This window comes from Halobacteria archaeon AArc-dxtr1 (assembly GCA_025517425.1).
In the GTDB taxonomy this organism is placed as follows: Archaea; Halobacteriota; Halobacteria; order Halobacteriales; family Natrialbaceae; genus Halostagnicola.
In genome coordinates this window covers 467,352-488,416 of the sequence record JAOPJY010000002.1, presented here as the reverse complement: position 1 = coordinate 488,416, position 21,065 = coordinate 467,352, and the positions used below count along the sequence as shown (strand labels likewise).

General features: G+C 62.5%; 20 protein-coding genes, 3 tRNA genes and 1 other RNA gene. 14 read left to right on the top strand and 10 right to left on the bottom strand.

Features of this window, described 5'->3' with window-relative positions; translation table 11 throughout:
• Positions 1-104: 104 nt before the first annotated feature.
• Both OB905_11270 and OB905_11265 read right to left on the bottom strand, forming a co-directional pair.
• Positions 105-1,445, bottom strand: a complete 1,341-nt coding sequence (locus OB905_11270; GenBank protein ID MCU4926553.1) for a transposase — start codon at positions 1,443-1,445, stop codon at positions 105-107.
• Between the two features lie 462 nt (positions 1,446-1,907).
• Complete coding sequence (locus OB905_11265) at positions 1,908-2,483, bottom strand: cysteine hydrolase (protein MCU4926552.1); 576 nt, start codon at positions 2,481-2,483, stop codon at positions 1,908-1,910.
• A 95-nt stretch (positions 2,484-2,578) separates the two neighbouring features.
• On the opposite strand from OB905_11265, the gene OB905_11260 reads away from it, so the two are divergent.
• The 3 genes from OB905_11260 to OB905_11250 all read left to right on the top strand — a co-directional run bounded on the left by OB905_11260 (position 2,579) and on the right by OB905_11250 (position 5,780).
• The gene (locus OB905_11260) at positions 2,579-4,174 is read left to right on the top strand and encodes an Hvo_1808 family surface protein (GenBank protein ID MCU4926551.1); all 1,596 of its coding nucleotides are present in this window, start codon (positions 2,579-2,581) and stop codon (positions 4,172-4,174) included.
• Between the two features lie 100 nt (positions 4,175-4,274).
• Entirely contained in the window at positions 4,275-5,489 is a 1,215-nt protein-coding gene (locus OB905_11255) for a nicotinate phosphoribosyltransferase (protein MCU4926550.1), read from the top strand.
• Between the two features lie 24 nt (positions 5,490-5,513).
• A complete protein-coding gene (locus tag OB905_11250) occupies positions 5,514-5,780 on the top strand; it encodes a hypothetical protein (GenBank protein MCU4926549.1) in 267 nt (88 codons plus the stop codon).
• A gap of 11 nt (positions 5,781-5,791) precedes the next feature.
• On the opposite strand, the gene OB905_11245 is transcribed toward OB905_11250, so the two are convergent.
• The 3 genes from OB905_11245 to OB905_11235 all read right to left on the bottom strand — a co-directional run bounded on the left by OB905_11245 (position 5,792) and on the right by OB905_11235 (position 8,627).
• Complete coding sequence (locus OB905_11245) at positions 5,792-6,691, bottom strand: ABC transporter permease (GenBank protein ID MCU4926548.1); 900 nt, start codon at positions 6,689-6,691, stop codon at positions 5,792-5,794.
• Positions 6,688-7,713 carry an ABC transporter ATP-binding protein gene (locus OB905_11240; GenBank protein MCU4926547.1) on the bottom strand — a complete coding sequence of 342 codons (1,026 nt, stop codon included), beginning with the start codon at positions 7,711-7,713 and terminating at the stop codon, positions 6,688-6,690. Before OB905_11240 ends, OB905_11245 begins: the two co-directional genes overlap by 4 nt.
• Before the next feature lie 311 nt (positions 7,714-8,024).
• Positions 8,025-8,627, bottom strand: coding sequence for a TIGR00296 family protein (locus OB905_11235; protein ID MCU4926546.1), 603 nt, complete (start codon positions 8,625-8,627; stop codon positions 8,025-8,027).
• 102 nt (positions 8,628-8,729) lie between these two features.
• Here OB905_11235 and rnpB point away from each other — a divergent pair.
• Together rnpB and OB905_11225 are read left to right on the top strand one after the other, a co-directional pair.
• An RNA gene (gene rnpB, locus OB905_11230) (RNase P RNA component) lies at positions 8,730-9,111 on the top strand.
• Positions 9,112-9,219: 108 nt separating this feature from the next.
• Entirely contained in the window at positions 9,220-9,375 is a 156-nt protein-coding gene (locus OB905_11225) for a rubrerythrin-like domain-containing protein (protein ID MCU4926545.1), read from the top strand.
• A gap of 389 nt (positions 9,376-9,764) precedes the next feature.
• On the opposite strand, the gene OB905_11220 is transcribed toward OB905_11225, so the two are convergent.
• Positions 9,765-9,837: transfer RNA gene (locus OB905_11220), tRNA-Arg, on the bottom strand.
• Positions 9,838-9,975: 138 nt separating this feature from the next.
• Between OB905_11220 and OB905_11215 the strand changes: the two genes are divergently transcribed.
• From OB905_11215 to OB905_11200, 4 genes are all read left to right on the top strand, one after another.
• Positions 9,976-10,461 carry a DUF4870 domain-containing protein gene (locus OB905_11215; protein MCU4926544.1) on the top strand — a complete coding sequence of 162 codons (486 nt, stop codon included), beginning with the start codon at positions 9,976-9,978 and terminating at the stop codon, positions 10,459-10,461.
• Positions 10,462-10,622: 161 nt separating this feature from the next.
• The gene (locus OB905_11210) at positions 10,623-12,080 is read left to right on the top strand and encodes a single-stranded DNA binding protein (protein ID MCU4926543.1); all 1,458 of its coding nucleotides are present in this window, start codon (positions 10,623-10,625) and stop codon (positions 12,078-12,080) included.
• Positions 12,081-12,146: 66 nt separating this feature from the next.
• Positions 12,147-12,578, top strand: coding sequence for an NFYB/HAP3 family transcription factor subunit (locus OB905_11205; protein MCU4926542.1), 432 nt, complete (start codon positions 12,147-12,149; stop codon positions 12,576-12,578).
• A gap of 3 nt (positions 12,579-12,581) precedes the next feature.
• The gene (locus OB905_11200; protein MCU4926541.1) at positions 12,582-13,592 is read left to right on the top strand and encodes a histone deacetylase; all 1,011 of its coding nucleotides are present in this window, start codon (positions 12,582-12,584) and stop codon (positions 13,590-13,592) included.
• A 13-nt stretch (positions 13,593-13,605) separates the two neighbouring features.
• On the opposite strand, the gene cca is transcribed toward OB905_11200, so the two are convergent.
• Positions 13,606-14,970 carry a CCA tRNA nucleotidyltransferase gene (gene cca, locus OB905_11195; GenBank protein ID MCU4926540.1) on the bottom strand — a complete coding sequence of 455 codons (1,365 nt, stop codon included), beginning with the start codon at positions 14,968-14,970 and terminating at the stop codon, positions 13,606-13,608.
• Positions 14,971-15,065: 95 nt separating this feature from the next.
• Between cca and OB905_11190 the strand changes: the two genes are divergently transcribed.
• The 3 genes from OB905_11190 to OB905_11180 all read left to right on the top strand — a co-directional run bounded on the left by OB905_11190 (position 15,066) and on the right by OB905_11180 (position 16,008).
• Positions 15,066-15,138 (top strand) — tRNA-Asn (locus OB905_11190).
• A 139-nt stretch (positions 15,139-15,277) separates the two neighbouring features.
• On the top strand, positions 15,278-15,823 hold the full coding sequence (locus OB905_11185) for a molybdenum cofactor biosynthesis protein MoaB (GenBank protein ID MCU4926539.1): 546 nt from the start codon (positions 15,278-15,280) through the stop codon (positions 15,821-15,823).
• A 110-nt stretch (positions 15,824-15,933) separates the two neighbouring features.
• A tRNA-Ile gene (locus OB905_11180) sits at positions 15,934-16,008 on the top strand.
• Positions 16,009-16,226: 218 nt separating this feature from the next.
• On the opposite strand, the gene OB905_11175 is transcribed toward OB905_11180, so the two are convergent.
• From OB905_11175 to OB905_11165, 3 genes are all read right to left on the bottom strand, one after another.
• Entirely contained in the window at positions 16,227-16,583 is a 357-nt protein-coding gene (locus OB905_11175; protein ID MCU4926538.1) for an SHOCT domain-containing protein, read from the bottom strand.
• Between the two features lie 346 nt (positions 16,584-16,929).
• Entirely contained in the window at positions 16,930-19,197 is a 2,268-nt protein-coding gene (locus tag OB905_11170) for a heavy metal translocating P-type ATPase (protein MCU4926537.1), read from the bottom strand.
• Between the two features lie 197 nt (positions 19,198-19,394).
• Positions 19,395-20,138, bottom strand: a complete 744-nt coding sequence (locus tag OB905_11165) for a DUF305 domain-containing protein (GenBank protein ID MCU4926536.1) — start codon at positions 20,136-20,138, stop codon at positions 19,395-19,397.
• 248 nt (positions 20,139-20,386) lie between these two features.
• Here OB905_11165 and OB905_11160 point away from each other — a divergent pair, with 248 nt between their 5' ends.
• Complete coding sequence (locus tag OB905_11160; GenBank protein ID MCU4926535.1) at positions 20,387-20,617, top strand: hypothetical protein; 231 nt, start codon at positions 20,387-20,389, stop codon at positions 20,615-20,617.
• Positions 20,618-20,626: 9 nt separating this feature from the next.
• On the top strand, positions 20,627-21,043 hold the full coding sequence (locus OB905_11155) for a PIN domain-containing protein (GenBank protein ID MCU4926534.1): 417 nt from the start codon (positions 20,627-20,629) through the stop codon (positions 21,041-21,043).
• Positions 21,044-21,065: the final 22 nt, after the last annotated feature.

Genomic DNA, 21,065 nt, shown 5'->3' with positions numbered 1-21,065 from the left:
ACGACCGTCTATGTAGAGCCCGACTACCATGACACTGAGACAGTAGAGATGACATCCTCCGCGCCGTAAACGGCGCGGTTTCCTCCGTGGGAGTCTCAGCCGGTCTAAGACTCGCCGGAAGCAACATTCCCGTCACGGTGGACGGTACTCGGGTCTGTGCGCTGTTCTTTGGGACGGTGAGAGCGTGGTAACTCCGACCAGTTGTGGTCGTCCCACTCGAACCGCACGGGCCGTGCCATCGGCCTGACTGCTTTCTCTGTGTGCCGTCTCAGGAACGTTTCTGACGCTGTAAGGTCGGCGTGCCCCTCGAATCCACACGGACAGGTGAGCGTGTCTTGGTGCCGTGTCGTTCGGTCTGTCGAACCGCACTGGGGGCACTCTTGGCTGGTCCATGCCTCTGACCGCACTTCGACTGAGATGCCGTATTCCTCGGCGTTACACGCCAGTCGCTCGGTAAACTGCTTGAACGCCCAGAAGTTGTGGGTCTTGGCGTTCGTCTCAACCGACCAGTGGGTGTCGAGTACATCGGTCAAACCGCCGATATACACCGTGTCCACGCCCTCGCCGTACAGCCGTTCGAGCAAGTCACGACACAGTGTCTCTTGTGCGTGGTCGCGGCGACGAGTCCGTTTCCGATACAGTCGCCGGATACGCTCGCTACTGTATCGGCCTTCCGGTAGCTTGGACTGCAACCGGGATATTTCTCGCGTCGTCTCACGGAATCGCTGGAACAACTCGCGGCCTTCGTAGAGGTATTGCTCGCCGGTCGTGGTGGTACAGGCGACGAGATTGTTTGCACCAATGTCCAGAGCGGCCTTTTCATCGGCCAGTGGAGTATCCCGTGTCTCGTCAGAAACAGTCACGGGTTGCGAAGCTCGGAAGGTGTTGTCAGTCTCGTCGTACCACAATTCCAACCGGCTCTGGTCCTCGTAGTCGGGCCAGCTTGGTTTACCAACGATTTCGAGCCGAAGACGGCTTTTCGGGCTGTTGTGCCTATCACGGAGTTCTTTTCCGACAACCATCTCAAGCCGAGAGCGGTCGCTCCATTCGACGGTGTAAGCGTCCTTTCGGACGACGCCTTTGAGAACACGTCCGTCGTCTTCGTTGCCACGGAAGCCCGGCGGTTCCGGGTGTTCCGTAACCGACGTGTTCGACTCGTCGTGAAACTTCTTTTTCAATCGAAAGAACGACCGCCACGCTTCGCTGTTTGCTCGCCGGACAGTTTGAGCGGTAGACGCACCGAGAACGCCTTTGTATTTGCCTTCGAGAGCGCCGGTATCGGCGTCCCACACGTCACCGTCGAAGCCGTCTTCGTCGTTGTAGCGCATGAGACGCTGGTAATTGATCTCGTTCCAGAGAGCGGCGGAAGCGTCCAACAGGTCGTGTAGCACCTGCTCATCGTCGTCGGTGAGCGGTCGCACGGCAAACGTGTTGGCACGCTTCACGACGACAGATTGTTAGGTTTCCGTGCATAAAAGACTGTTGGACCATGCGACCAAACGTAGAAATAACCCACACGTTACAGGGACGTATCAAAGACTTCGCAGAGGAACGCGATCTGACGCTATCAGAAGCCTATACAGAGTTGTTAGAAGCCGGACTCGACACGTTGGAGACTCAAGACCAGCAGTAACTCGGCGGCTTCTCACCAGAGCTTACGCGATTCACTCCCGCCCTGCTCAGTCCTCGGTTCCGACTGAGCGTCGGAACACTCGTCCTTCGCGGGAAGGGCGGGATTCTCTCGCTGAATCAAGATAGATCGCGGTCTGAACGACAGGTGAGACCGGTTCGATCATACCTACTCTGAAGGGCCGGAGCCCCTCCCTCTGTGGCTCAACGATTGCACTCGCTAAATCGGGCTCCCATCTACAGGCGCCCTCGTGGCGTCACCACGGAGGGTCATCCTCTCAAAAGGGGAGCACGGCCGCCTCACTCGAGACGACCTCGCCGAAGAGCCACTCGGCGTGGTCCAGTGCGTACTCGCGGTGGTCGTCCTCGATGGCACCGATGCAGTCTTCGACCAGGATCGGCCGGAAATCTCGCAGTCCGGCGCTCCCGGCACTGTGGAGGACACAGACGTTGGCGAGCGTTCCACAGAAGGCGAGATTTTGGATGTCCCGTGCCTCTAGCCACCCCTCCAGTTCGGTCTGATAGAACGCGTCGTAGGTGTGTTTCTCGACGACGTGGTCGTCGTCTCGGACGGTGAGATCGTCGACGATCTCGGCACCCCAGGATCCCTCGAGGACGTGTTCGCCCCACTGCTCGAACTCGTCGTAGTAGTTGGTCTCGTCGAACTGGTCGGGCGGGTGAACGTCTCGGGTGTAGATCACCTGGACATCGGCTTCGCGGGCCCGCGAGACGAGGTCGGCGACCGGCTCGACCGCGGCTTCGCTTCCCGGTGCGTACAGCGCCCCGTCAGGGTGACAGAAGCCGTTTTGCATGTCCACCACGACGAGTGCAGTCTCGTTCGGTTCGAGTGTCATAGTCGGTCGTAGGGAGTCTCCCCTCAAAACCCCCCTGACGAGGTGGCGGCGCGCTTTTTAGCACCGGGGTCATATCATCCGCCATCGCACCTGAGATGCCTTCGAATCGATCGGTTCTCCTCTCCGTCCTCGCCGTCGCATCGATACTCGTCGTTGGGCTGGCGCTCGGCGGGGTCCCCCTTTTCGATTCGGTCGCGGGCGACGACGACCGCACCGGGAATCACGAAACCGCGGAGACGCTCGGCTACGTCGAGGGCTACTGGTACGACGACACGCTACCAGTCGACGACCGCGACGACGCCGTCGTGGTCGACGACGAACTCGACGCGGTGGTCTACCGGTCGATGGCCCGGGTCGAGCAGATCCGCGAACTCCCCTTCGAGGAGACGCCGCCGGTCGAGGTCCTCTCGCGCGAGGAGTTCCAGGACGAAGAGCAACTCGTCGCCGATCGCAGCTCCGAGGAGGCGTTCGTCGAGAACGTCCGGCTCGAGGCGCTGTTCGTCGCCGACCGCGACCGGGACGCCGGCGACGCCCGCGAGACCCTCTATGGGGATTCCGTGCTCGGCTTCTACGATCCCGGCGACGAGCGTATCGTGCTCGTCTCCGAGCAGGCAGACGAGCCCGAACTCGACGAAGTAACCCTCGCCCACGAGCTGCTTCACGCCCTCCAGGACCAGCACTTCGGGCTGGCGGATTTCGACCGTGAGACGCAGGATCAAGATCACGCAGTCAACGGTCTCGTCGAGGGTGACGCGGTCTGGGTCGAACGCGAGTATGCAGATCGCTGTGACACAGCGTGGGACTGTACGCTTCCCGAGACGAATCCGAGTCCGCCGCCATCGTCGTTCAACTGGGGGCTGTACTTCAGCACCATCTACCCCTACGTCGACGGTCCGGCGTACGTCGATCACCTGCTCGACACCGGCGGGTGGGACGCCGTCAACGCCGCCTACGACGACCCACCCGCGAGTTCGGCTGAGGTGATCCGTCCCGGTGAGGACCGCGAGCCGCGATCGATCGAGGTCGCGGACCGCTCGGACGAGGGCTGGCAGCAGTACGAGGTCGACGGCGAGGTCGCACGCGACACGATCGGCGAGGCCGGCATGGTCGCGATGTTCGCGGACGGAACCCGCGACAGCTCCCCTTCGGTCCTCGATCCATCCGGCTTCCTCTCGCCCGGCGGCGCGGGCGGCGCACAGTACGAGTACGACCAGACCTACACCGACGGCTGGGCCGGCGACGAACTGGTCGTCTACGCCAGCACGGACGTCGATCCGGCAACCGACCTCGACGCGGCGCTCTCGGAGAGCGGCTACGTCTGGCAGACCGAGTGGACCGAAGAATCCGAAGCTGAGGCGTTCCTCGAGGGCTATCGCTCACTGCTCGAGATCCACGACGCCGAGGCGGTCTCCGAGACCGGAGACGTCTACGAGATCGATGCCGATTACCCCGGTGCCTACGCGATCGAGCACGACGGCGACACCGTGACGATCGTGCGCGCACCGTCTGTCGACGATCTTTCGGCGATCGAACCCGGCGTCACCACCGGTCAGAACGGGGGTGCAGGATCCGTGGACGAACCGGCTGACGACGATTCGTCCAGCGCTATCGACGCCATCCCCGGTCTGGGCGCCCCGGTCGCCGTCGTGGCGCTGCTGGTCGCCGTGCTTGCAATCCGGCACCGTTCGTAGCCCTAACTCGCCGTCATGGACGGAGACGGGCACACATTCCCGGAGCTGCGCTCTGGTGGCGAGAGGGTAGCTTTTTCGCGCTCCGGAGGAAAGCGACCCTATGTCAAACCCGTTCGACACGGTCCCCTCGGAGGCGATTCTCGAGGGGACGGCGACGGACGCCTACTTCGAGCGGACCCAGACCACGCTCGAGCACGCCGAAAAAGATCCCCACGTCGTCGCCGAGGTGACCGCCGACCAGTTCCCGACCGGCGCCTTCGAGGTGTTCACCGGCGTCCGTGAGGTCGCGACGCTGCTCTCGGGCCGGTCGCTCGACGTCGACGCGTTGCCGGACGGTCAACTCTTCGACGGCGGTCCAGTCATGCGAATCGAGGGCCCCTACCGGGAGTTCGCCGAACTCGAGACCTCGCTGCTTGGCTTTCTATCACAGCCCAGCGCGTTTGCGACGGCGGCGCTCGAGGCGCGCCGTGCCGCCCCCGACTCGCTCGCGCTTTCGTTCGGCGCGCGCCACGTCCACCCCGCCATCGCCGCAACCGTCGAGAGAGCGGCCCTGCTGGCAGGATTCGACGGCTTCTCTCACGTCGCTGCAGGCGAACTCCTGGATCGTGAGCCAAGTGGCACGATGCCCCACGCGCTCGTCTTTGCCTTCGGGCAGGGAAATCAGGCTGACGCCTGGACGGCCTTCGACGAGGCTGTCCCCGAGGACGTCCCGCGAATCGTCCTCGTCGACACCTTCTGGGACGAGAAAGCAGAGAGTCTGCTGGCCGCCGAGACGCTCGGCGACCGCCTGGATGGCGTCCGGATCGACACCACGGGCTCCCGGCGCGGTGACTTCCGGCATATCCTCCGGGAGGTCCGCTGGGAGCTCGACGCACGGGGCCACGACGACGTCGATATCTTCTGTAGCGGCGGCATTACGCCCGAGACGATGCGGGAACTGCGTGACGTCGCCGACGGCTTCGGCGTCGGCAGCCACGTCACGAACGCTGATCCCGTCGACTTCAGCCTCGATATCGTCGAACTAGGAAACGAGCCAATCTCGAAGCGCGGCAAGCTCTCGGGCGTCAAGGATGTCTACCGGACGCCCGACGGCGGCCACCACGTCGCGTTGGCGGATGCGGCCTCTGCGGGCGAGTCGGGGTCCGAGTCAGACGCCACGGCAAGAGGAACAACCGCTGCCCCCGCCGACGGTGAGGCGCTGCTCGAACCGCTGATCCGGGATGGTGAGATCGTCCGGGAATTCGACCTCGACGCGGCCAGCGATCGCTGTCTCGCCGACGCCGAGGCGGTCGAATTCGACAACTCAAATGTATAAGTATCCCGTCGCGAGTGTGTCGATATGGCAACTCCCTCTTTCGATACCGAACCGACGACCCACGATATCGCCAACCGGCTGGTCGTTCAGTTACTGCTTATCGGCATCCTCTCTCTGATCGCGAGCGCCGTCGCCTTCACTATTGCCAGCCCATTCGGCTTATTGGCGTACGTCGCCGTCGCCATCGTGAATGTTCCCGTACTCTGGCTCGTCGTCCACGCCGGCTTCGACGCCTTCGAGGACGTGCTCCAGGCGAATCTCGAGTGCGATGCAGATGTCGACACGACCTGACACAACACCTGTCAGTTGAGATCCGCCCGCTCGAACCACCAGTAACCGATCGCGAGCGGAAGCACGATCCAGAACAGCAAGATTACGGCGGCGAACCAGTCGCTGAGGTAAAAGGGCAGGTCGCCGCTCACCCGGTTCGAGACCAGGAGTGCGTTCGGCTCTTGCATCGTCTCCTCGGGGATGTCCTCGATCATGTTCTGCCAGCCGAGCATCGGCCAGATGAACTGGTCTGCTAGCTCGCTTGAGACGGCGCGGTAGGCCTCGAGCGGATTCAGACTCAGGAGGAAGAAGTACCACTCGGGAGCCTCGAGCCCCGGCAGCTCTCCTTCGACGAGGTAGTGGACGGCCGTGACGGCCGGATGCCAGACGAGCGTGAACACGACGTAGCTCCCGATCGCGCCGGCCATCGCCTGCATTCGCGAGGACGCCATCGCCGAGACGCCGACGCCGATGGCGGTAAAGGCCATCCCCAGAAGGATCGTCAGCACCGAGAAGCCGAGGAAGGTCCCGATCGGGACATCCTCGAAGAGCCCGACCGCGATCACGATGGCGACGAGGCAGGCGACCACTGACGCGATGGCGATAACTCCCAGTCGACTCAGCAGCTTGCCGGCGAAGACGTCCCAGCGGCTGTGCGACAGGCCGAACAGCACCCGCAGACTGCCCGACTGTCGCTCGCCGACGATGGCCATGTAGCCGACGAGCAGGGCCAGAATCGGGATGAGCAGGAGTCCCCCGATGTTGGCGACGACGCCGATTACCTCCGTCGGCTCGGCTTCTGAGAGGTTGTCGGTCGCCGCGCCGACGGCGATAATTCCCATCAGGAAGACGAAGACGCCCATCACCGCCCAGATCATCTTCGAGCGAATCGCGTCCTCGAAATCCTTGCGGGCCAGCAGCGTCGTACTCATCGATCCACCTCCGTTGGCGCGGCTGCTGGTCCGTCCGCGTTCTGGGCTAACTCGCCGCCATCAGCCGCCGCCGTCGCCGCTTCGTCTGCGTTTGGAGACGACCGCTGCACGGACTTCGCGTCGACCCCCGTGAACGCCGAGAAGAGGTCCTCCAGGGTCGCCTCTTCTATCTCGAAGTCGAGGACGGTGGCTCCGGAGTCGACGAGCCGGTGGATCGCCAGCCCCTTTGCGGCCGGGTCGGCGTAGGTGATCCGGAGCCGACCGTCGTCTTCGGCTGTCACCTCGGTGACGCCCTCGATCGACGCGAGGTCGGGTGCGGGCTCCCCGGCGACGTCGACGACGAGGCTCGAGCCGACGCCCGAGCGCTCGCGAAGCCCCGCGATGGTGTCGACGGTGACGAGCTCGCCGCCGTCTAAGATGGCGACCCGGTCACAGACCGCCGCCACCTGTCCGAGGATGTGACTCGAGAAGAAGACGGTCGTGCCGCCGGCAGCCTCCTCGCGGATAATCTCCTGGAACGTCTGGATGCCGTGGGGGTCGAGCCCCGACGAGGGCTCGTCGAGCACCAGCACGTCCGGGTCGCCGACCAGTGCCATCGCCATCGCCAGGCGCTGGCGCATCCCCTTCGAGTAGTCCCCAACTGGCCGCTCGGCGTCACGCTCGTCTAGGCCGACGCGATCGAGTAACGCCTCCGGTGACTCCGTTCCGTCTTTGGATTCGAGGGCGAACTCCAGGTGTCGGTACCCCGAAGAGCGCTCCCACAGGTCGAAGCCGTCCGGGAGAATGCCGACCCGGTCGCGGACCGCGTCGGTTTCGGCTTGTGCGTCGTATCCCAGGACGCTCGCCGACCCCTCGGTCGGTCGGATAAAATCGAGCAGCAGGTCGATCGTCGTCGTCTTTCCGGCCCCGTTCGGTCCTAAAAACCCGAACACCTCGCCTTCCTCGACTGCGAGGTCGAGCCCGTCCAGCGCCGTCTCGTCGCCGTACCGTTTCGTCAGGCTCGCCGTTTCGATCGCGGTCATCGACGCCACCCCCCTCGGCGGAGATCCCGCTGCCGTCGACTCCCGCAGGCTGTCGGCTCTCCGGTCTGCGGCGTGTGGCAGTCTGTTCGTTCCGTCACTGGCTTTCGACACGGTGTGTCGGCAGGCCCGATCACGTCGCGATCGGTGCAGGTGTGGCGATCTCTCATCACGACTTGGCTGTCGACCGACACCACCGTATAAACCCACTCACGACTGTCGAGCGCTCAACTGTGGCACAATAGTTATATAGCTGTTTGCTACCAGCTCCCGGCTGGCTGGTTCGTTTGGTGATCGCGTCGTGTCGACGCCGCTTACAACTGCTCGATGCTGCCGTCGCCGGCCCGCTCGCGGAACACCTGGCCCTCGAAGAGTGTGACGACGACATCGTCGTCTTGCCACGCCGTCGGCGGGAGGCGAGCTTTGCGACAGGTTCGATCTAGGTACTCGTGTTCGCTCCAGCCGTTCTCGACGGGGACGGTCGGGTAGAGCCAGCCCCCCTCGCCGCCGCCGTCGACGGCGACGCCGTGCGTGCCGAGCTCGATGTCTGCGACTGGATCGTCGGTCAGGACCACGCTTCGGACGGTACAGACCGAGACGGTGAGATTGTCGAGCTCCGAAGGAGTGACCTCCGACCCACAGGAGTCGCCGCTTGCAGCTTCGATCGCTGCGTCGACGATGACGTGGCCGAGCTGTTCGTCCGACCGATAGCCCCCGGCGCAGCCGCGAAGACTTCCGCGTCCGCGGGTGGACTCGAGCCTGACGAACGCGCCCGTTCGCTCGTAGAAGGCTTCGCGCATGCTACCCGGATGTTCTCGTTGGCCGTGACGAACGAAGGATTCGACGGACTCACGTGCAAGTTCGACGGCACGCGCGCCGTCTTCGTAGGAGAGGTCGACACCCTGTCCCTGTGACATACAGGTGTACATGAACGGCTCGCTCTAAAACGCTTCCATTCGAAGAGACGCGAATGACCCCCCGACCGAGGGACTTATTCGCCTGAAGGCCCTACTCTAGCTGGGAGAGAGAGCCTGGCTGCCGCGATGGCCACGCTGGCGACGGTGTGGCCACCCAACGTGGTTCGTCCCTCCGGGACGGGCCACGCACGCGAGGAAAGTCCCCCCACCGTTCGGGCAGGTGACCGGACGCAAGTCCGGAGCGGGAGACCGCTGGCTCTGGAACAGAAACGACACGTCTCGGCTCGACCGATGAGGCGCGCGAACCCGACCGCGAGGAAGGGGAGCTAACCCGCGGAGGGTCGACGGCCGAGGATCGATGGAACGGCGAATCCTCACCGGTGCAAGTCCGCGTCGTAGGTAGCCCGAACGCACCGCTTTGCGGGCGGCGTGGACGCTCAGCCGAATGCCGGGGTGAACAGAAGGGGGCTTACTCCTCTCGCCCAGTTATCAGTCGTGAGTGGCGACGCTGTTCTCGTCTCTTCGGCGAATCTATGTCAGTAAATGACATGTATCCGTGCAATATTTGCCTTCTGGGATCGAATCGTTACATATGCCACAAGGCCAAGACGTCGAGAACGACACCTCCGAGATCGATTCGGAGTACGAGTGCCTCCAGTGTGGGCGGATCGTCGCGGCCGAAACCCACCCCGGAACCTGTTCGGAATGCGGTGGCGAGTTCCAGAACCGAGCGAAATCACTTGAGTAACGCGGGGACGAACAAAACTCACCGCTTCTCTGGTTGAGCGTCCTGACGGAGTCCAACGCGAACGGAGTGAGCGTTGGGCACGTCAGGACCGAACCGAGAGCGACGGCTGAGCAATGCGAAGCCGTCGCGATAAGTGAGCGTCCTGACGGAGTTGTACGCGAAGCGGGCGGGACCTTCGGTCCCGCTGGAAACCGGCGGCGAAGCCGCCGGTGACAAAGCGAGCGTACAGCACGGAACGTCGAAGACGTTCCGGAGATTTGAACTCGCCCAGAGGTTCCTGCTCGGGCCTCCGGCCCTTCGCGGGCTGCCACTGGTCTGCTCAAATCTCCGGTGGAGTTTCCTGCAGCACAGACTCCTCGCTTTGCTCGTCGTGTTGTGCTGCAGAGAAACGTCCTGACGGAGATTTGAACTCCGGTCCCTGGCTCCGCAAGCCAAGAGGATAGTCCACTACCCTATCAGGACTCATCTACTCGTAGCCCTGTCCCGGTTAAAGCCCTTTCGAAAGGGCGGGGCGGGCGGGCCTCGCCACCGGACCGCACGGGCCTCCGCGAGGGAAACCGCGCCCCGCGTTTTAAGCACCTCGGGTAGCGAGTGAGTGGCATGTCGGACGACTACTGCGACAACTGCGGCTCTGCGCTCAGTCCCGGAGCGAAGTTCTGCTCCGAGTGTGGCGAACCCGTCGCCGACGACGGCTGGGGAGCGTCGTCCAGACGTGACGATGCGTGGGACGAACCGACCGGAGACGATTATCAGACTCGGCCGACGCCGTCCCAGACGACCGGCGACCAGACGGCGCTCGCGGTGCTTGCCCACGTCCTCCCACTTTTCACGTGGCTCATCGGTCCACTCATCGTCTACGTCGTCGCGGACGGTCAGTTCGCCACCGAGAACGCCAGAAACGCGCTCAACTGGCAGCTCATGTTCACCGTCTACATGCTCGTCTCGTTCGTTCTCGTCTTCGTGGCGATTGGAATCGTCCTCCTGTTCGTCGTCTCGATTCTGAACGTCGTCTTTTGCATTCTGGCTGCGGTAAAGGCCTTGCAGGGCGAGACCTGGGAGTACCCGGCGACGCCGCGAATCGTCTGATCCACGCCTTCCCTCGCGAGCGTTTATATTCGATGACGAACCAGGCTCCGGTATGATCACGATTCGAGACTCGGTTCCAGACCGGCCACGGCGTCGCTTGCAGGGTCACACCGGAGGAATGGACAACGCTTATGCGCGGCCTGCGCCTGGTCCGCAGTAGTATGAGCGACATCGAGGAGGTCTACGAGGACCTCGAGGCCGACGTCTCGCTCGAGCGCTTTCGCGAGGCGGTCGAGGCGAAGGTCGAGCAGATGGGTGGACTCGCCGACGAGGAGACGGCAGCGATGCTGGTCGCTCACGAACTCGACGAGAGTGAGGTCGGCGGTGTCGGGGACATCGAACCCGGAATGGAGGAGGTGAAGTTCGTCGCGAAGGTCGTCTCCATCGGTGAGGTCCGGACGTTCGAGCGCGACGGCGAGGACGAAGACGGCCGCGTCGTTAACGTCGAAGTCGCAGACGAGACCGGCGCCGTGCGTGCGGCCTTCTGGGACGAACACGCTGAAGCCGCCATCGAGGAGCTCGAGGAGGGGCAGGTCCTCCGCGTGAAAGGCCGCCCGAAGGAGGGCTTTTCGGGCGTCGAGGTGAGCGTCGACGACGTCCAGCCCGACGACGACACCGAGATTGACGTCCAGCTGTCGGATACCCACACCGTCGAGGCGCTCTCGCTCGGTCTCTCGAACGTCAATCTCGTCGGCGAAGTGCTCGCCACTGACTCGGTCCGAACGTTCGACCGCGACGACGGCTCCGAGGGGAAGGTCGCGAACCTCACGCTCGGCGACCAGACCGGGCGCATTCGCGTCACCCTCTGGGACGACCAAGCGCCCCGAGCCGAGGAGATCGACGTCGGTAGTGCCGTCGAAATTGTCGACGGCTACGTCCGCGAGCGCGACGGCGACCTCGAACTCCACGTCGGCGATCGGGGTGCGGTCGAGGTCGTCGACGAAGACGTCGCCTACGTCCCCGACAGCACGCCGATCGAGGCCGTCGAGATCGGTCAGACGGTCGACATCGCGGGCGTCGTCCGCTCGGCCGATCCTAAACGCACCTTCGACCGCGACGACGGCTCTGAGGGCCAGGTCAGAAACATTCGCATCCAGGATGCCACCGGCGATATCCGCGTGGCGATGTGGGGCGAGAAGGCGGATTTCGACATCGGCCCCGGCGACGAGGTTGCCCTCGCCGACGTCGAGATCCAGGACGGCTGGCAGGACGATCTCGAGGCCTCGGCAGGCTGGCGCTCGACGGTCACTATTCTGGACACCGAGACGGCCGCCGAAACCCCTGATTCGGCGGCCGACGACACCGCCTCGGCCGGACTCTCGGCATTCGCCGACGGAACCGGAAGTGACGGCTCTGAGGGCGCGGATGGTGACGACTCCGAACGCCCCGCTACACCGGACTCGAGTTCCGACGTCGCGAACTCGTCCGATGGTGAGCCAGCCGAGGGCGACGAACTCGAGTTCACTGGTGTCGTCGTTCAGGCCGGGGAACCGGTCGTCTTAGACGACGGCGAGACGACGATGAGCGTCGATACCGGCGCAGACCTCGGTCTCGGTGAAGAGGTGACCGTTCGCGGAACCGTCCGCGATGGACGACTCGAGGCGAACGACGTCTTCTAGCGCGCCGGTGACTGTCTTCGCGGCGTTACGAAAAGCGTTAAGGGCGTTAGCTCCAGCTATCACATCATGAACGTCGAACTCCCGTTCGCGCCGGTCGACACCATCATCCGGCGGAACGCGGGCGATCTCCGAGTGAGCGCCGACGCGTCACAGGAACTCGCGACGCGAATTCAGACCCACGGGAGTGAGCTGGCGGTCGACGCCGCAGAACGGGCGACTGCGGACGGGCGAAAGACCCTGATGGCCGACGACTTCGGGGTCCAGACGGCAGTCGACGCCGACGAGCTCGAACTTCCCATTGCGCCGGTCGACCGCATCGCCAGACGCCGAATCGACGACCGGTACCGCGTCTCTATGGATGCCCGCATCGCGCTCGCGGATATCCTCGAAGATTACACCGACAACGTCGCTCGGGCTGCGGCGATTCTCGCCCACCACGCCGACCGGCGAACGATCACCGACGACGACATCGAGACGTACTTCTCGCTGTTTGAGTGACCGATGCAGTTTGGCTACAACGAGGCCTGTCTGGCACACGACCCTGGCCAACGCCATCCGGAGTCGCCGGACCGACTTCGGGCGATCCGACAGCGCCTCTCACGACTCCACGGCGTGACGTACGTCGATGGAACCCCTGCCTCAATGGAGACGATGGCTCTCGCGCACGACCGTGAACACGTCGATGCTGTCGCCGAGTTCTGTGCCGACGGCGGTGGTGAGTGGGACCCGGACACGACCGCCAGCGACGGAAGCTGGGACGCGATCCGCCACAGCGCTGGCCTCGCCTGTTGGGCCGTCGAAGCCGCGCTCGGCGGTGCCGACGGACGACAGACACCGTTCTCGCTCGGACGGCCGCCTGGCCACCACGCCGTCGAGGACGACGCGATGGGGTTTTGTTTCATCAACAACGCGGCCGTCGCTGCCAGACACGCACAGGAATCACTCGGCGCCGAGCGCGTCGTCATTCTCGACTGGGACGTCCACCATGGCAATGGCACGCAGGACATCTTCTATGACGACGAGTCCGTGTTCGTTTTCTCGCTACACGAAGAGGGGTTGTACCCCGGTACGGGCGAACTCGAGGAGACCGGAGCCGGAACCGGCGACGGCACGACAATGAACGTCCCCTTGCCAGCGGGCACCGACGACGACGATTACGTGGCCATCGTCGACGGTCCAGTCGCGACCGCGATCGAATCGTACGACCCCGATCTCATACTCGTGAGCGCCGGCTTCGACGCCCACAGACACGATCCCATCTCCAGGATTCGTCTCACGACAGAGGCGTACGCGTTGCTCGCAGACCGGATGCGATCGCTGGCCGAGACGACCGGTGCTGACCTCGCATTTCTCCTCGAGGGTGGCTACGGTCTCGAGGTTCTCGCTGACAGCGTCGCCACCATCCACGAGACGTTCGATGGCCGGGAGCCGGTCGAGCCGGCCAATGAGGTGAGCGACGGCACGCTGGAGTTGATCGAAGCGGTTCAGGATGTTCACGACCGTTCGTCCTGAGAGGCTGGAACCCTCAGGGCCGTGGGTCGAAGTAGACAGCAAGTTCGTGGCCGAACGTCGACGCCAGCTCGACCGTCTCCGACCCGACAAGTACCTCGTACCCCTCCTCGAGAGCTGTCGCGACGTGGGCCCCGAGTCCGACGTCGAGGAGACGGTCGCTCGCTAAGAACTCCTGTGCGGTAGTGAACTCTCGTGGGCGCTCGACGACGTACCGGTCTCCGTCGATGAACGGCCCGTAGGCGGTTGTATCGTCGGCGTAGGCGTCGTAAAACCCTTCGGCGTGCTCGCGGACGTGGACTGGTGGGCCGTCGTGGTGTTCGATCCGAGGGCGGTCGGTCACCGCCAGTTCGACGAGGACGGCCGCACTCTCGTTGGCGAACGCGGCCGATCGAACGACGTCGAACCCCCGCTCGTCGAGGCCGCTGACGATCCCCTGGCGCGACTTTCGAAGCTGTGGGTAGAGCTGGTCGTCGACGAGATCTGGTGTGTCAAACCGGATCGCAACTGGTGTCGTCTCCCGGCGCTCGATTTCGGCTCGGACTTGGTCGGCCGACAGTGGCTCGGGAGATCGCGGCTCGAACAGCTCGATCCGGGGATTCTCGAGGATCGTGCGGGCGTAGTGCTGAAATCGCGCGACGTTTTCGGGTGCACAGACTGCGGCGACGTTTCGCTCGGGATCGGTCGGATCGATCACGACCAGCGGGTCGTCGAACTCGGCCTGTCCGTGGGCTTCCGGATCGAGACGAACGGGCGGGTGCCAGTCGGCAGCCGCGGTAAGCAGCGGGCGGAAGCCGCCGTACTCACAGACCAGTAATTCGGTCAGATAGCCGCTGAATCCACGTGTGCGGAGGTTACTGCCATAGACACCGATTCCCTTCATGAACTGTTTCGTGACGCGAACGTCTGCGGCCAGCTCGGCGGTAAGCTGCTCGCGCAGATACTGGGTGTGAAATGGCGTCCGGTCGACGGCCGATCGGATCTCGGTCGCGCGCTCGAGCCGGAAACAGGGGACGATGTCGACGTCAAAGCCGTCGTACGTCCCCGACACGTAGGGATGTTCGGCGTACTCCTCGTGGCCCTCCGGCAACGTCGCATGCCCGACTTCGAGCCCATACTCGGCTAGCGTCTCGCGATCGAGTTCGGGCGGAAACCGGACGAAGACGTCGATATCCCGGTCGCCGCTGATCCAGGTTCCTCGGGCCGTCGAGCCGACCTGTAATACGTCTGCGTTCGGACACAGCGCTGTCGCAGCGCGCTCGGCGCGTTCTCGTAGTGTCTCTGCGATGGTATCCATCGCCGCGCGCTCGTCGCCGTCCGGATCGACCCGCTCGTGGACCCGCGCGACGACGGTCTCGAGATCGGCCTCGTCGGCTGTCATCGGATAGGGGTACTCGGCCCCCTCGTGAAAGGGTGTCGAACTCATAGCCGGCAAAACGAAAGCCCTATCAAATGCTCGCGAGTACCTGAAGACGAGCCGAAGTAGCTCAGATGGTAGAGCACCTCGCTGTTAACGAGGTTGTCCCAGGTTCGAGTCCTGGCTTCGGCGTTCGAAAATTTCGAAGAAATTTTCGCGCAAACGGGAACACTATGCGTTCCCGTGACGCTACTTATCCGCGCATCCCTCGCGAGGAGCGAACGCGATCCTCCCACGAGCATATTTGTAGCGCCAACCCAGAGACAACGGCATGCCGACAGACGACTCCAGACGCCAGACGGACGAGCACGGCCACGACGTCATCGATCCCCTGTACGTCGCCATCGTAACGGTCTCGAGCTCTCGAGCTGACGAATCCGACCCTGACGACCCCGGCGGTGATACGATCCGGGACTGCTTCGAAGCCGAGGGCCACGACGTTCGCGAGCGCGCTCTCGTTCGGGACGACTACGCCGCGATCCGGACGGCGGTGCGCGGCTTCGTCGCCCGCGACGACGTCGACGTCGTACTTACGACGGGTGGCACCGGAGTTACGGCCGACGATGTCTCGCCGGATGCGGTTCGTCCGCTGTTCGAGCGCGACCTGCCCGGCTTCGGCGAACTGTTTCGGTCGCTCTCCTGGGACGAGGTCGGTACGCGAGCGATGGCCTCCCGGGCGACAGCCGGTATCGCCGTCGACACCCCGGTCTTCTGCCTCCCCGGCAGCACGAACGCCTGTCGGACCGCCTGCGAGGAACTGATCGTCCCCGAAGCGCCCCACCTGGCCGGGCTCGCGACGAGCCATCGTTCGGGGTGAGCAGTCGGTCTCGAGTGGGTGTGTGAGCCGGCAACCGACAGTCGACCGAACTCGCGTCTGGCGGGGAGAGAGTAACTGTTATCTGTCGAACCTGACTTGGTTCGTAGTACGGGCCCTTAGCTCAGTCTGGTTAGAGCGCTCGGCTCATAACCGAGTGGTCGATGGTTCGAATCCGTCAGGGCCCATGGTTTGGGGATTTGGCGTAAGACCTCTCCAGGAGGCCAAAAACGGCACTTATTCTATTACAGAACACTTCGACCTGACGCGAGCATCCAAAATGTGCGGGGTTCTGAGCCAGCCGAATTCGGGACGGTGACACGTGTATGATTTACTGACTTCGATCCTGAGAAACTGGATCCACTTTCAAGAATCAATGAGACTTCTGAACTAATTTTCCTAGAAACTACACCTTGCTTTGGAGTCGCTCGCGGCGTTCTTCGAACTCTTCATCCGAAATATCGCCACGGGCATAGGCCGTTCTCAGCTCTTCGAGTGCAGTATCACTTTGTTGAGTACTGGACTGGCGAATCGAACTGTACAGGAGGTACCCGGCCCCGAGAATTATGAGCAAAGGCACCACCGACATGAGAAGCCACATCCACGTGGCTCCTGTGCCGTTCCACATACTACCGTCCCACATGTGTCCCCATCCCCATACGCCCATCATCGGCATCATCACTACCATCATGAGGAAGGGCAGAAGCAGGATCGCAGCGATGACGATCAGGACCGTCCGAACTAGCGAATCATCGGTTGTCATATTCTGAGATACGCTGTCCAAGTATGTTAGTTAGTCCCCGAATCCCACGCATCAGGACACGTAGTGCGATCAGATATGATTATGATCAATATCTTACTCCGGAAGTTCGTCGATAAGCACGGTCGAAACGACTCCGGATCGAGCGGATAGAACGTCATCAGCGGCCACGAGACGAGCAGCAGCAACTCGGGTCGGAGTACTTCAATCCACGCTCGTTCTGGCGTACACTCCAATTCCGTCGTGATACGTGCCTGCATAGTGGAAGTACTACACCATCCCGGCTAATGAATTCGTGAGCGTCTCTCAACGGTCTTCTTCGCCAGTAAGCTACTGATCGGAGGCCAACTCATACTGTGAGATCAGCCCCTCGCAGGAGTTGGGCGTTGATTGCGACGATGACAGTACTCGCCGACATCAGGACAGCACCGATAGCTGGTGAAAGTAGGATGCCGATCGGAGCCAACACGCCAGCAGCGAGCGGCAGCGCGAACACGTTGTAGCCGGCCGCCCACACGAGGTTCTCCCGCATCTTCCGGTAGCTCTTCCGGCTCAACTGCACGAGGTGTGCGACGTCTCGCGGATCGTTCTCCACGAGGACGACATCAGCGGATTCCACGGCAACGTCAGTCCCCGAGCCAATCGCAATGCCGACATCAGAACGCGTCAGTGCGGGTGCATCGTTCACCCCGTCGCCAACCATCGCTACCAGTTTACCCTGGTCTTGGAGTTCGACGATTTTCTTGTCCTTGTCTTCCGGAAGGACTTCGGCGAAGTACGTGTCGATGTCGAGTTCCTCGGAGACGGCGCGGGCGACGTCTTCCGTATCGCCGGTGAGCATCGCAACCTCGACGTCCATCTCGTGGAGCGCATCGATCGCCTCGAAACTCTCGTCGCGGATCACGTCCGCGAGCGCGACTGCGCCCACGGCCTCGCCGTTTCGAAGCAGGTAGACGACTCCCTGGCCGCGTTCCCCAGCCTCGTCTGCGAACGCTTTGAGGTCGGTGTCCGGTTCAACATCGAGGTAGCGTAGCAGGTTGGGTCCACCGACGTGGACCGTCTCGCCGTCTCGCACGCTATCCCCGTCCACGCCGGGAGTCGCCGCCGCTTCGACTTCAACGGTCGCACGGACCCCGCGGCCTTCGAGCGCCTCGAACTCTCGCACACTTGGTACGGAAAGCCCTCGTTCATCGGCCTCCTCACGGATCGCCTCCGCGATCATGTGTTCGGAGTCGCCTTCGGCGGCAGCCATCACTGCCAGCAACTCGTCTTCATCCCAGTCGTCAGCCGTGGCCACATCGACGACCCCCTGTTCCCCTTTCGTGAGGGTCCCTGTCTTGTCGAAGACGATCGTATCGAGGTTACGTGCCTCTTCCATGGCGATCCGATCACGGATGAGCATCCCGTTGCGCGCTGCCATCGTCGTGTTGATGGCGACGACCAGTGGAACGGCAAGTCCCAGTGCGTGTGGACAGGCGATCACGAGTACGGTGACGACCCGTTCCACGACTGTCAATCCGAACCCGGCAGCGACGGTCCACGCGACGGCAGTGACGGCAGCTACTGCGATCGCGGCGTAGAACAGCCAGCCCGCCGCTCGATCGGCGAGTACCTGCGTCCGTGATTTACTCTGCTGGGCCTCCTCGACCAGCCGCATGATGCCCGAAAGCGTCGTCTCCTCGCCCGTCGCGGTCACGCGCACCCGGAGGCTACCGTCGCGGTTGGTTGTCCCGCCGATCACCTCGTCGCCCGGTTCTTTCTTGACCGGTCGGGACTCGCCGGTGACCATCGCCTCGTTAACGTTCGACTCGCCCTCCTCGACGACGCCATCAGCGGGAACATTCGCACCCGGTCGCACGAGCACGAGGTCGTTTTCAGTGAGGTCGTCAACGCGGACTTCTTCGGTCTCACCGTCCTCGGTGATCCGTTCGGCTGTGTCCGGCATCAGCTCGGCTAACTCGTCGAGCGCGCCCGAGGCGCGTCGGACGCTGCGCATCTCGATCCAGTGGCCGAGTAAGAAGATGACGATCAGCGTGACGAGTTCCCAGAAGAACGGCTCGCCGATCCCGAACGCGACCGCAGCGACGCTGTAGACGAACGCAACGGTGATCGCCAGCGAGATCAACAGCATCATCCCCGGTTCGCGGTTCCGCACCTCGACTGCGCCCATCCGTAGGAACGGAATTCCACCGAAGAGGAAGACGATCGTACCAAGAACCGGCCCGACGAACTGACTCCCGGGGAACGTTATGGCGGCGTAGCCGAACCACTCCTGGAGCATTGGGCTGTAGTACAACACCGGGAGTGAGAGCACGAGGCAGACGAAAAAGCGCTGCTTGAACATCTCCTCGTGACCGGCGTGATCGACGTGCGCCTCGTGATCGTGGTCAGCGAGATCTTCGTGTGCGTGGTCAGACGGCTCGTGAGCGTGTTCCGCATGCTGTTCCTCCCGAGATTCGTGTCGAGCCGGCGGCTTTTCAGAACGGTCGGCCCTCTCGGCGGCCAGTCCACAGACTCGACAGCACGGGCAATCACGGTCAGTCGGCTTTTCATCGCGTGATTGCTCTTCGTGGACGTGATGCGAATCGGGCGTGTCCGCGGGATCGTATTGTGACATGGGTAGTGCCTCCCTTGCAGCCGTTCCCCGGAGTCGTCGGGTCCTTCACTGGAGAGATGTCCGCGAGGAACGAACGGAACGATTCATTGACGGCCGCTGTTCTTGTTGTTCGTCACACAGAATCCTAATTATTGGGTGTGTTATCTCCTTGAATGGCCAGAAATACCTCCGAACGAGACCAAGTTGGGGTTTGTAAATCAACAATCCCAGTCGTCTCGCCACTCTTCCATCAGTTCAATCTCTTCCTGCTGGGCATCGATAATATCATCCGCGAGGTCGGCAACGCGCTCGGATTCACCTTCGTCCAAGACGTGTTCTGACATTGCGACGGCACCTTCGTGGTGGCGGATCATGTGTTCGGCGAACAGGCAATCGAACTCCTCGTTTTCGGCGCGACGGAGTTCACGCCTGTCGTCGTGGGTCATCATGTGCTCTCGCGGCATCATGTGCTCTCGCGGCATCATCTCCTCCATCTCGTCGGGTCCCATTCCGTCGCCCATCTCATCGTCGTCGTGCATTCCGTTACCCATCTCATCGTCGTGCATCTCGTCATCGTTATCGTGCATCCCGTCGCCGCGCATCATCTCTCCCATCTCGTGGGGCATCATGCTCCCTACCTCATCACAACCGGCGACGCCGGCATCGTCGAGCAATTCACACATGAGATCGATCTCTGCTTCTTGCTCCTCGATGATCTCTGTCCGAAGATCGAGCAATTCCTCCCGGTCGGTTCTCTCCGGGATGAGTTCGGCCATCTGGATCGCCCCCTCGTGATGTGGGATCATCATCCGTACGAACATGACGTCCACGGCGTTGAATTCGGTGTCTTCGCCCTCATCCTCGTCGTCCTGTGTTCCAACGGTCACGTAGCCCGCGAATCCGGCCGTGCTCGCCGCACCAGTCGCACAGAGCATCTGCCGTCGTGTTGGGTTATCCACCATCGTTCTATGATCCCACCAACCTATCCAGTAAAACGCGGACTGGAATACGCAACCTGTTGTCGTGATCAGCTATTCGTGAGCGATGGTACTACCGGAATTCGAGTTCACAGTACCTGGATTTGGACAAAACGTAAACAGCGGACCCAGTTCGGCTGTCGAACGGATTGGTCTTTGTGCCGTTGACTTCTGTGTGCAAGGAAACGGACGCACCGGAAGACACAGTATTCTGTGTCTGCATAGATTCCTGTATGCCCAGTATCACGGTTAACGTGGACGACGACCTCAAAGAGCGAATGGAACAGCACCCGGAGATCAACTGGAGCGAGGTCACGCGACAGGCCATCCAAGAGAAGGTCGAGGCGCTCGAAATGATGGACGAACTCACCAGCGAGAGCGAACTCACCGAGCGCGACGTGCAGAAAATCGCCGATAGAATCAACGAGCGTGGACGCAAGCGCGTCGAAGAAGAATCGGCGTAGACTCGACGAATGAAGTTGGTCATCGACGCCAACGTCGTCATCTCTGCACTCATCGCTGACTCGAAGACACGGGAGCTCATCGTTACACTTGAACCAGATCTCCTGACGCCAGCGTTCGTCCACGACGAAGTCGAGAACTACGAAGACCTGATCGTGGAGAAATCCGGACTGGAACCGGACAGAGTGGCACAATTCATCGACCTCCTGTTCCAGTACATTGCGGTCGTTCCTGCCAGCGACTTCTATCCGGCTATCGAGACAGCGGAAGCTGCGATCGGAGACACCGACCCCGACGACGTGCTGTACCTCGCGTGTGCGATCGTCAGCGAGGGGGCTATCTGGAGCGACGATTCTGACTTTGACAAACAGGACCTGGTCGATACGTACTCGACGAGTGACGTGATTACCTCGTTTGACACGCTCTAATACAGGGTCTGGACACGATAGA

Coding starts and splice junctions, on each gene's coding strand:
- OB905_11265 (MCU4926552.1), bottom strand. CDS start 2,483: ATGACACTCGAACCGAACGAGACTGCACTCGTCGTGGTGGACATGCAA.
- OB905_11260 (MCU4926551.1), top strand. CDS start 2,579: ATGCCTTCGAATCGATCGGTTCTCCTCTCCGTCCTCGCCGTCGCATCG.
- OB905_11255 (MCU4926550.1), top strand. CDS start 4,275: ATGTCAAACCCGTTCGACACGGTCCCCTCGGAGGCGATTCTCGAGGGG.
- OB905_11250 (MCU4926549.1), top strand. CDS start 5,514: ATGGCAACTCCCTCTTTCGATACCGAACCGACGACCCACGATATCGCC.
- OB905_11245 (MCU4926548.1), bottom strand. CDS start 6,691: ATGAGTACGACGCTGCTGGCCCGCAAGGATTTCGAGGACGCGATTCGC.
- OB905_11240 (MCU4926547.1), bottom strand. CDS start 7,713: ATGACCGCGATCGAAACGGCGAGCCTGACGAAACGGTACGGCGACGAG.
- OB905_11235 (MCU4926546.1), bottom strand. CDS start 8,627: ATGTCACAGGGACAGGGTGTCGACCTCTCCTACGAAGACGGCGCGCGT.
- OB905_11225 (MCU4926545.1), top strand. CDS start 9,220: ATGCCACAAGGCCAAGACGTCGAGAACGACACCTCCGAGATCGATTCG.
- OB905_11215 (MCU4926544.1), top strand. CDS start 9,976: ATGTCGGACGACTACTGCGACAACTGCGGCTCTGCGCTCAGTCCCGGA.
- OB905_11210 (MCU4926543.1), top strand. CDS start 10,623: ATGAGCGACATCGAGGAGGTCTACGAGGACCTCGAGGCCGACGTCTCG.
- OB905_11205 (MCU4926542.1), top strand. CDS start 12,147: ATGAACGTCGAACTCCCGTTCGCGCCGGTCGACACCATCATCCGGCGG.
- OB905_11200 (MCU4926541.1), top strand. CDS start 12,582: ATGCAGTTTGGCTACAACGAGGCCTGTCTGGCACACGACCCTGGCCAA.
- cca (MCU4926540.1), bottom strand. CDS start 14,970: ATGACAGCCGACGAGGCCGATCTCGAGACCGTCGTCGCGCGGGTCCAC.
- OB905_11185 (MCU4926539.1), top strand. CDS start 15,278: ATGCCGACAGACGACTCCAGACGCCAGACGGACGAGCACGGCCACGAC.
- OB905_11175 (MCU4926538.1), bottom strand. CDS start 16,583: ATGACAACCGATGATTCGCTAGTTCGGACGGTCCTGATCGTCATCGCT.
- OB905_11170 (MCU4926537.1), bottom strand. CDS start 19,197: ATGTCACAATACGATCCCGCGGACACGCCCGATTCGCATCACGTCCAC.
- OB905_11165 (MCU4926536.1), bottom strand. CDS start 20,138: ATGGTGGATAACCCAACACGACGGCAGATGCTCTGTGCGACTGGTGCG.
- OB905_11160 (MCU4926535.1), top strand. CDS start 20,387: ATGCCCAGTATCACGGTTAACGTGGACGACGACCTCAAAGAGCGAATG.
- OB905_11155 (MCU4926534.1), top strand. CDS start 20,627: ATGAAGTTGGTCATCGACGCCAACGTCGTCATCTCTGCACTCATCGCT.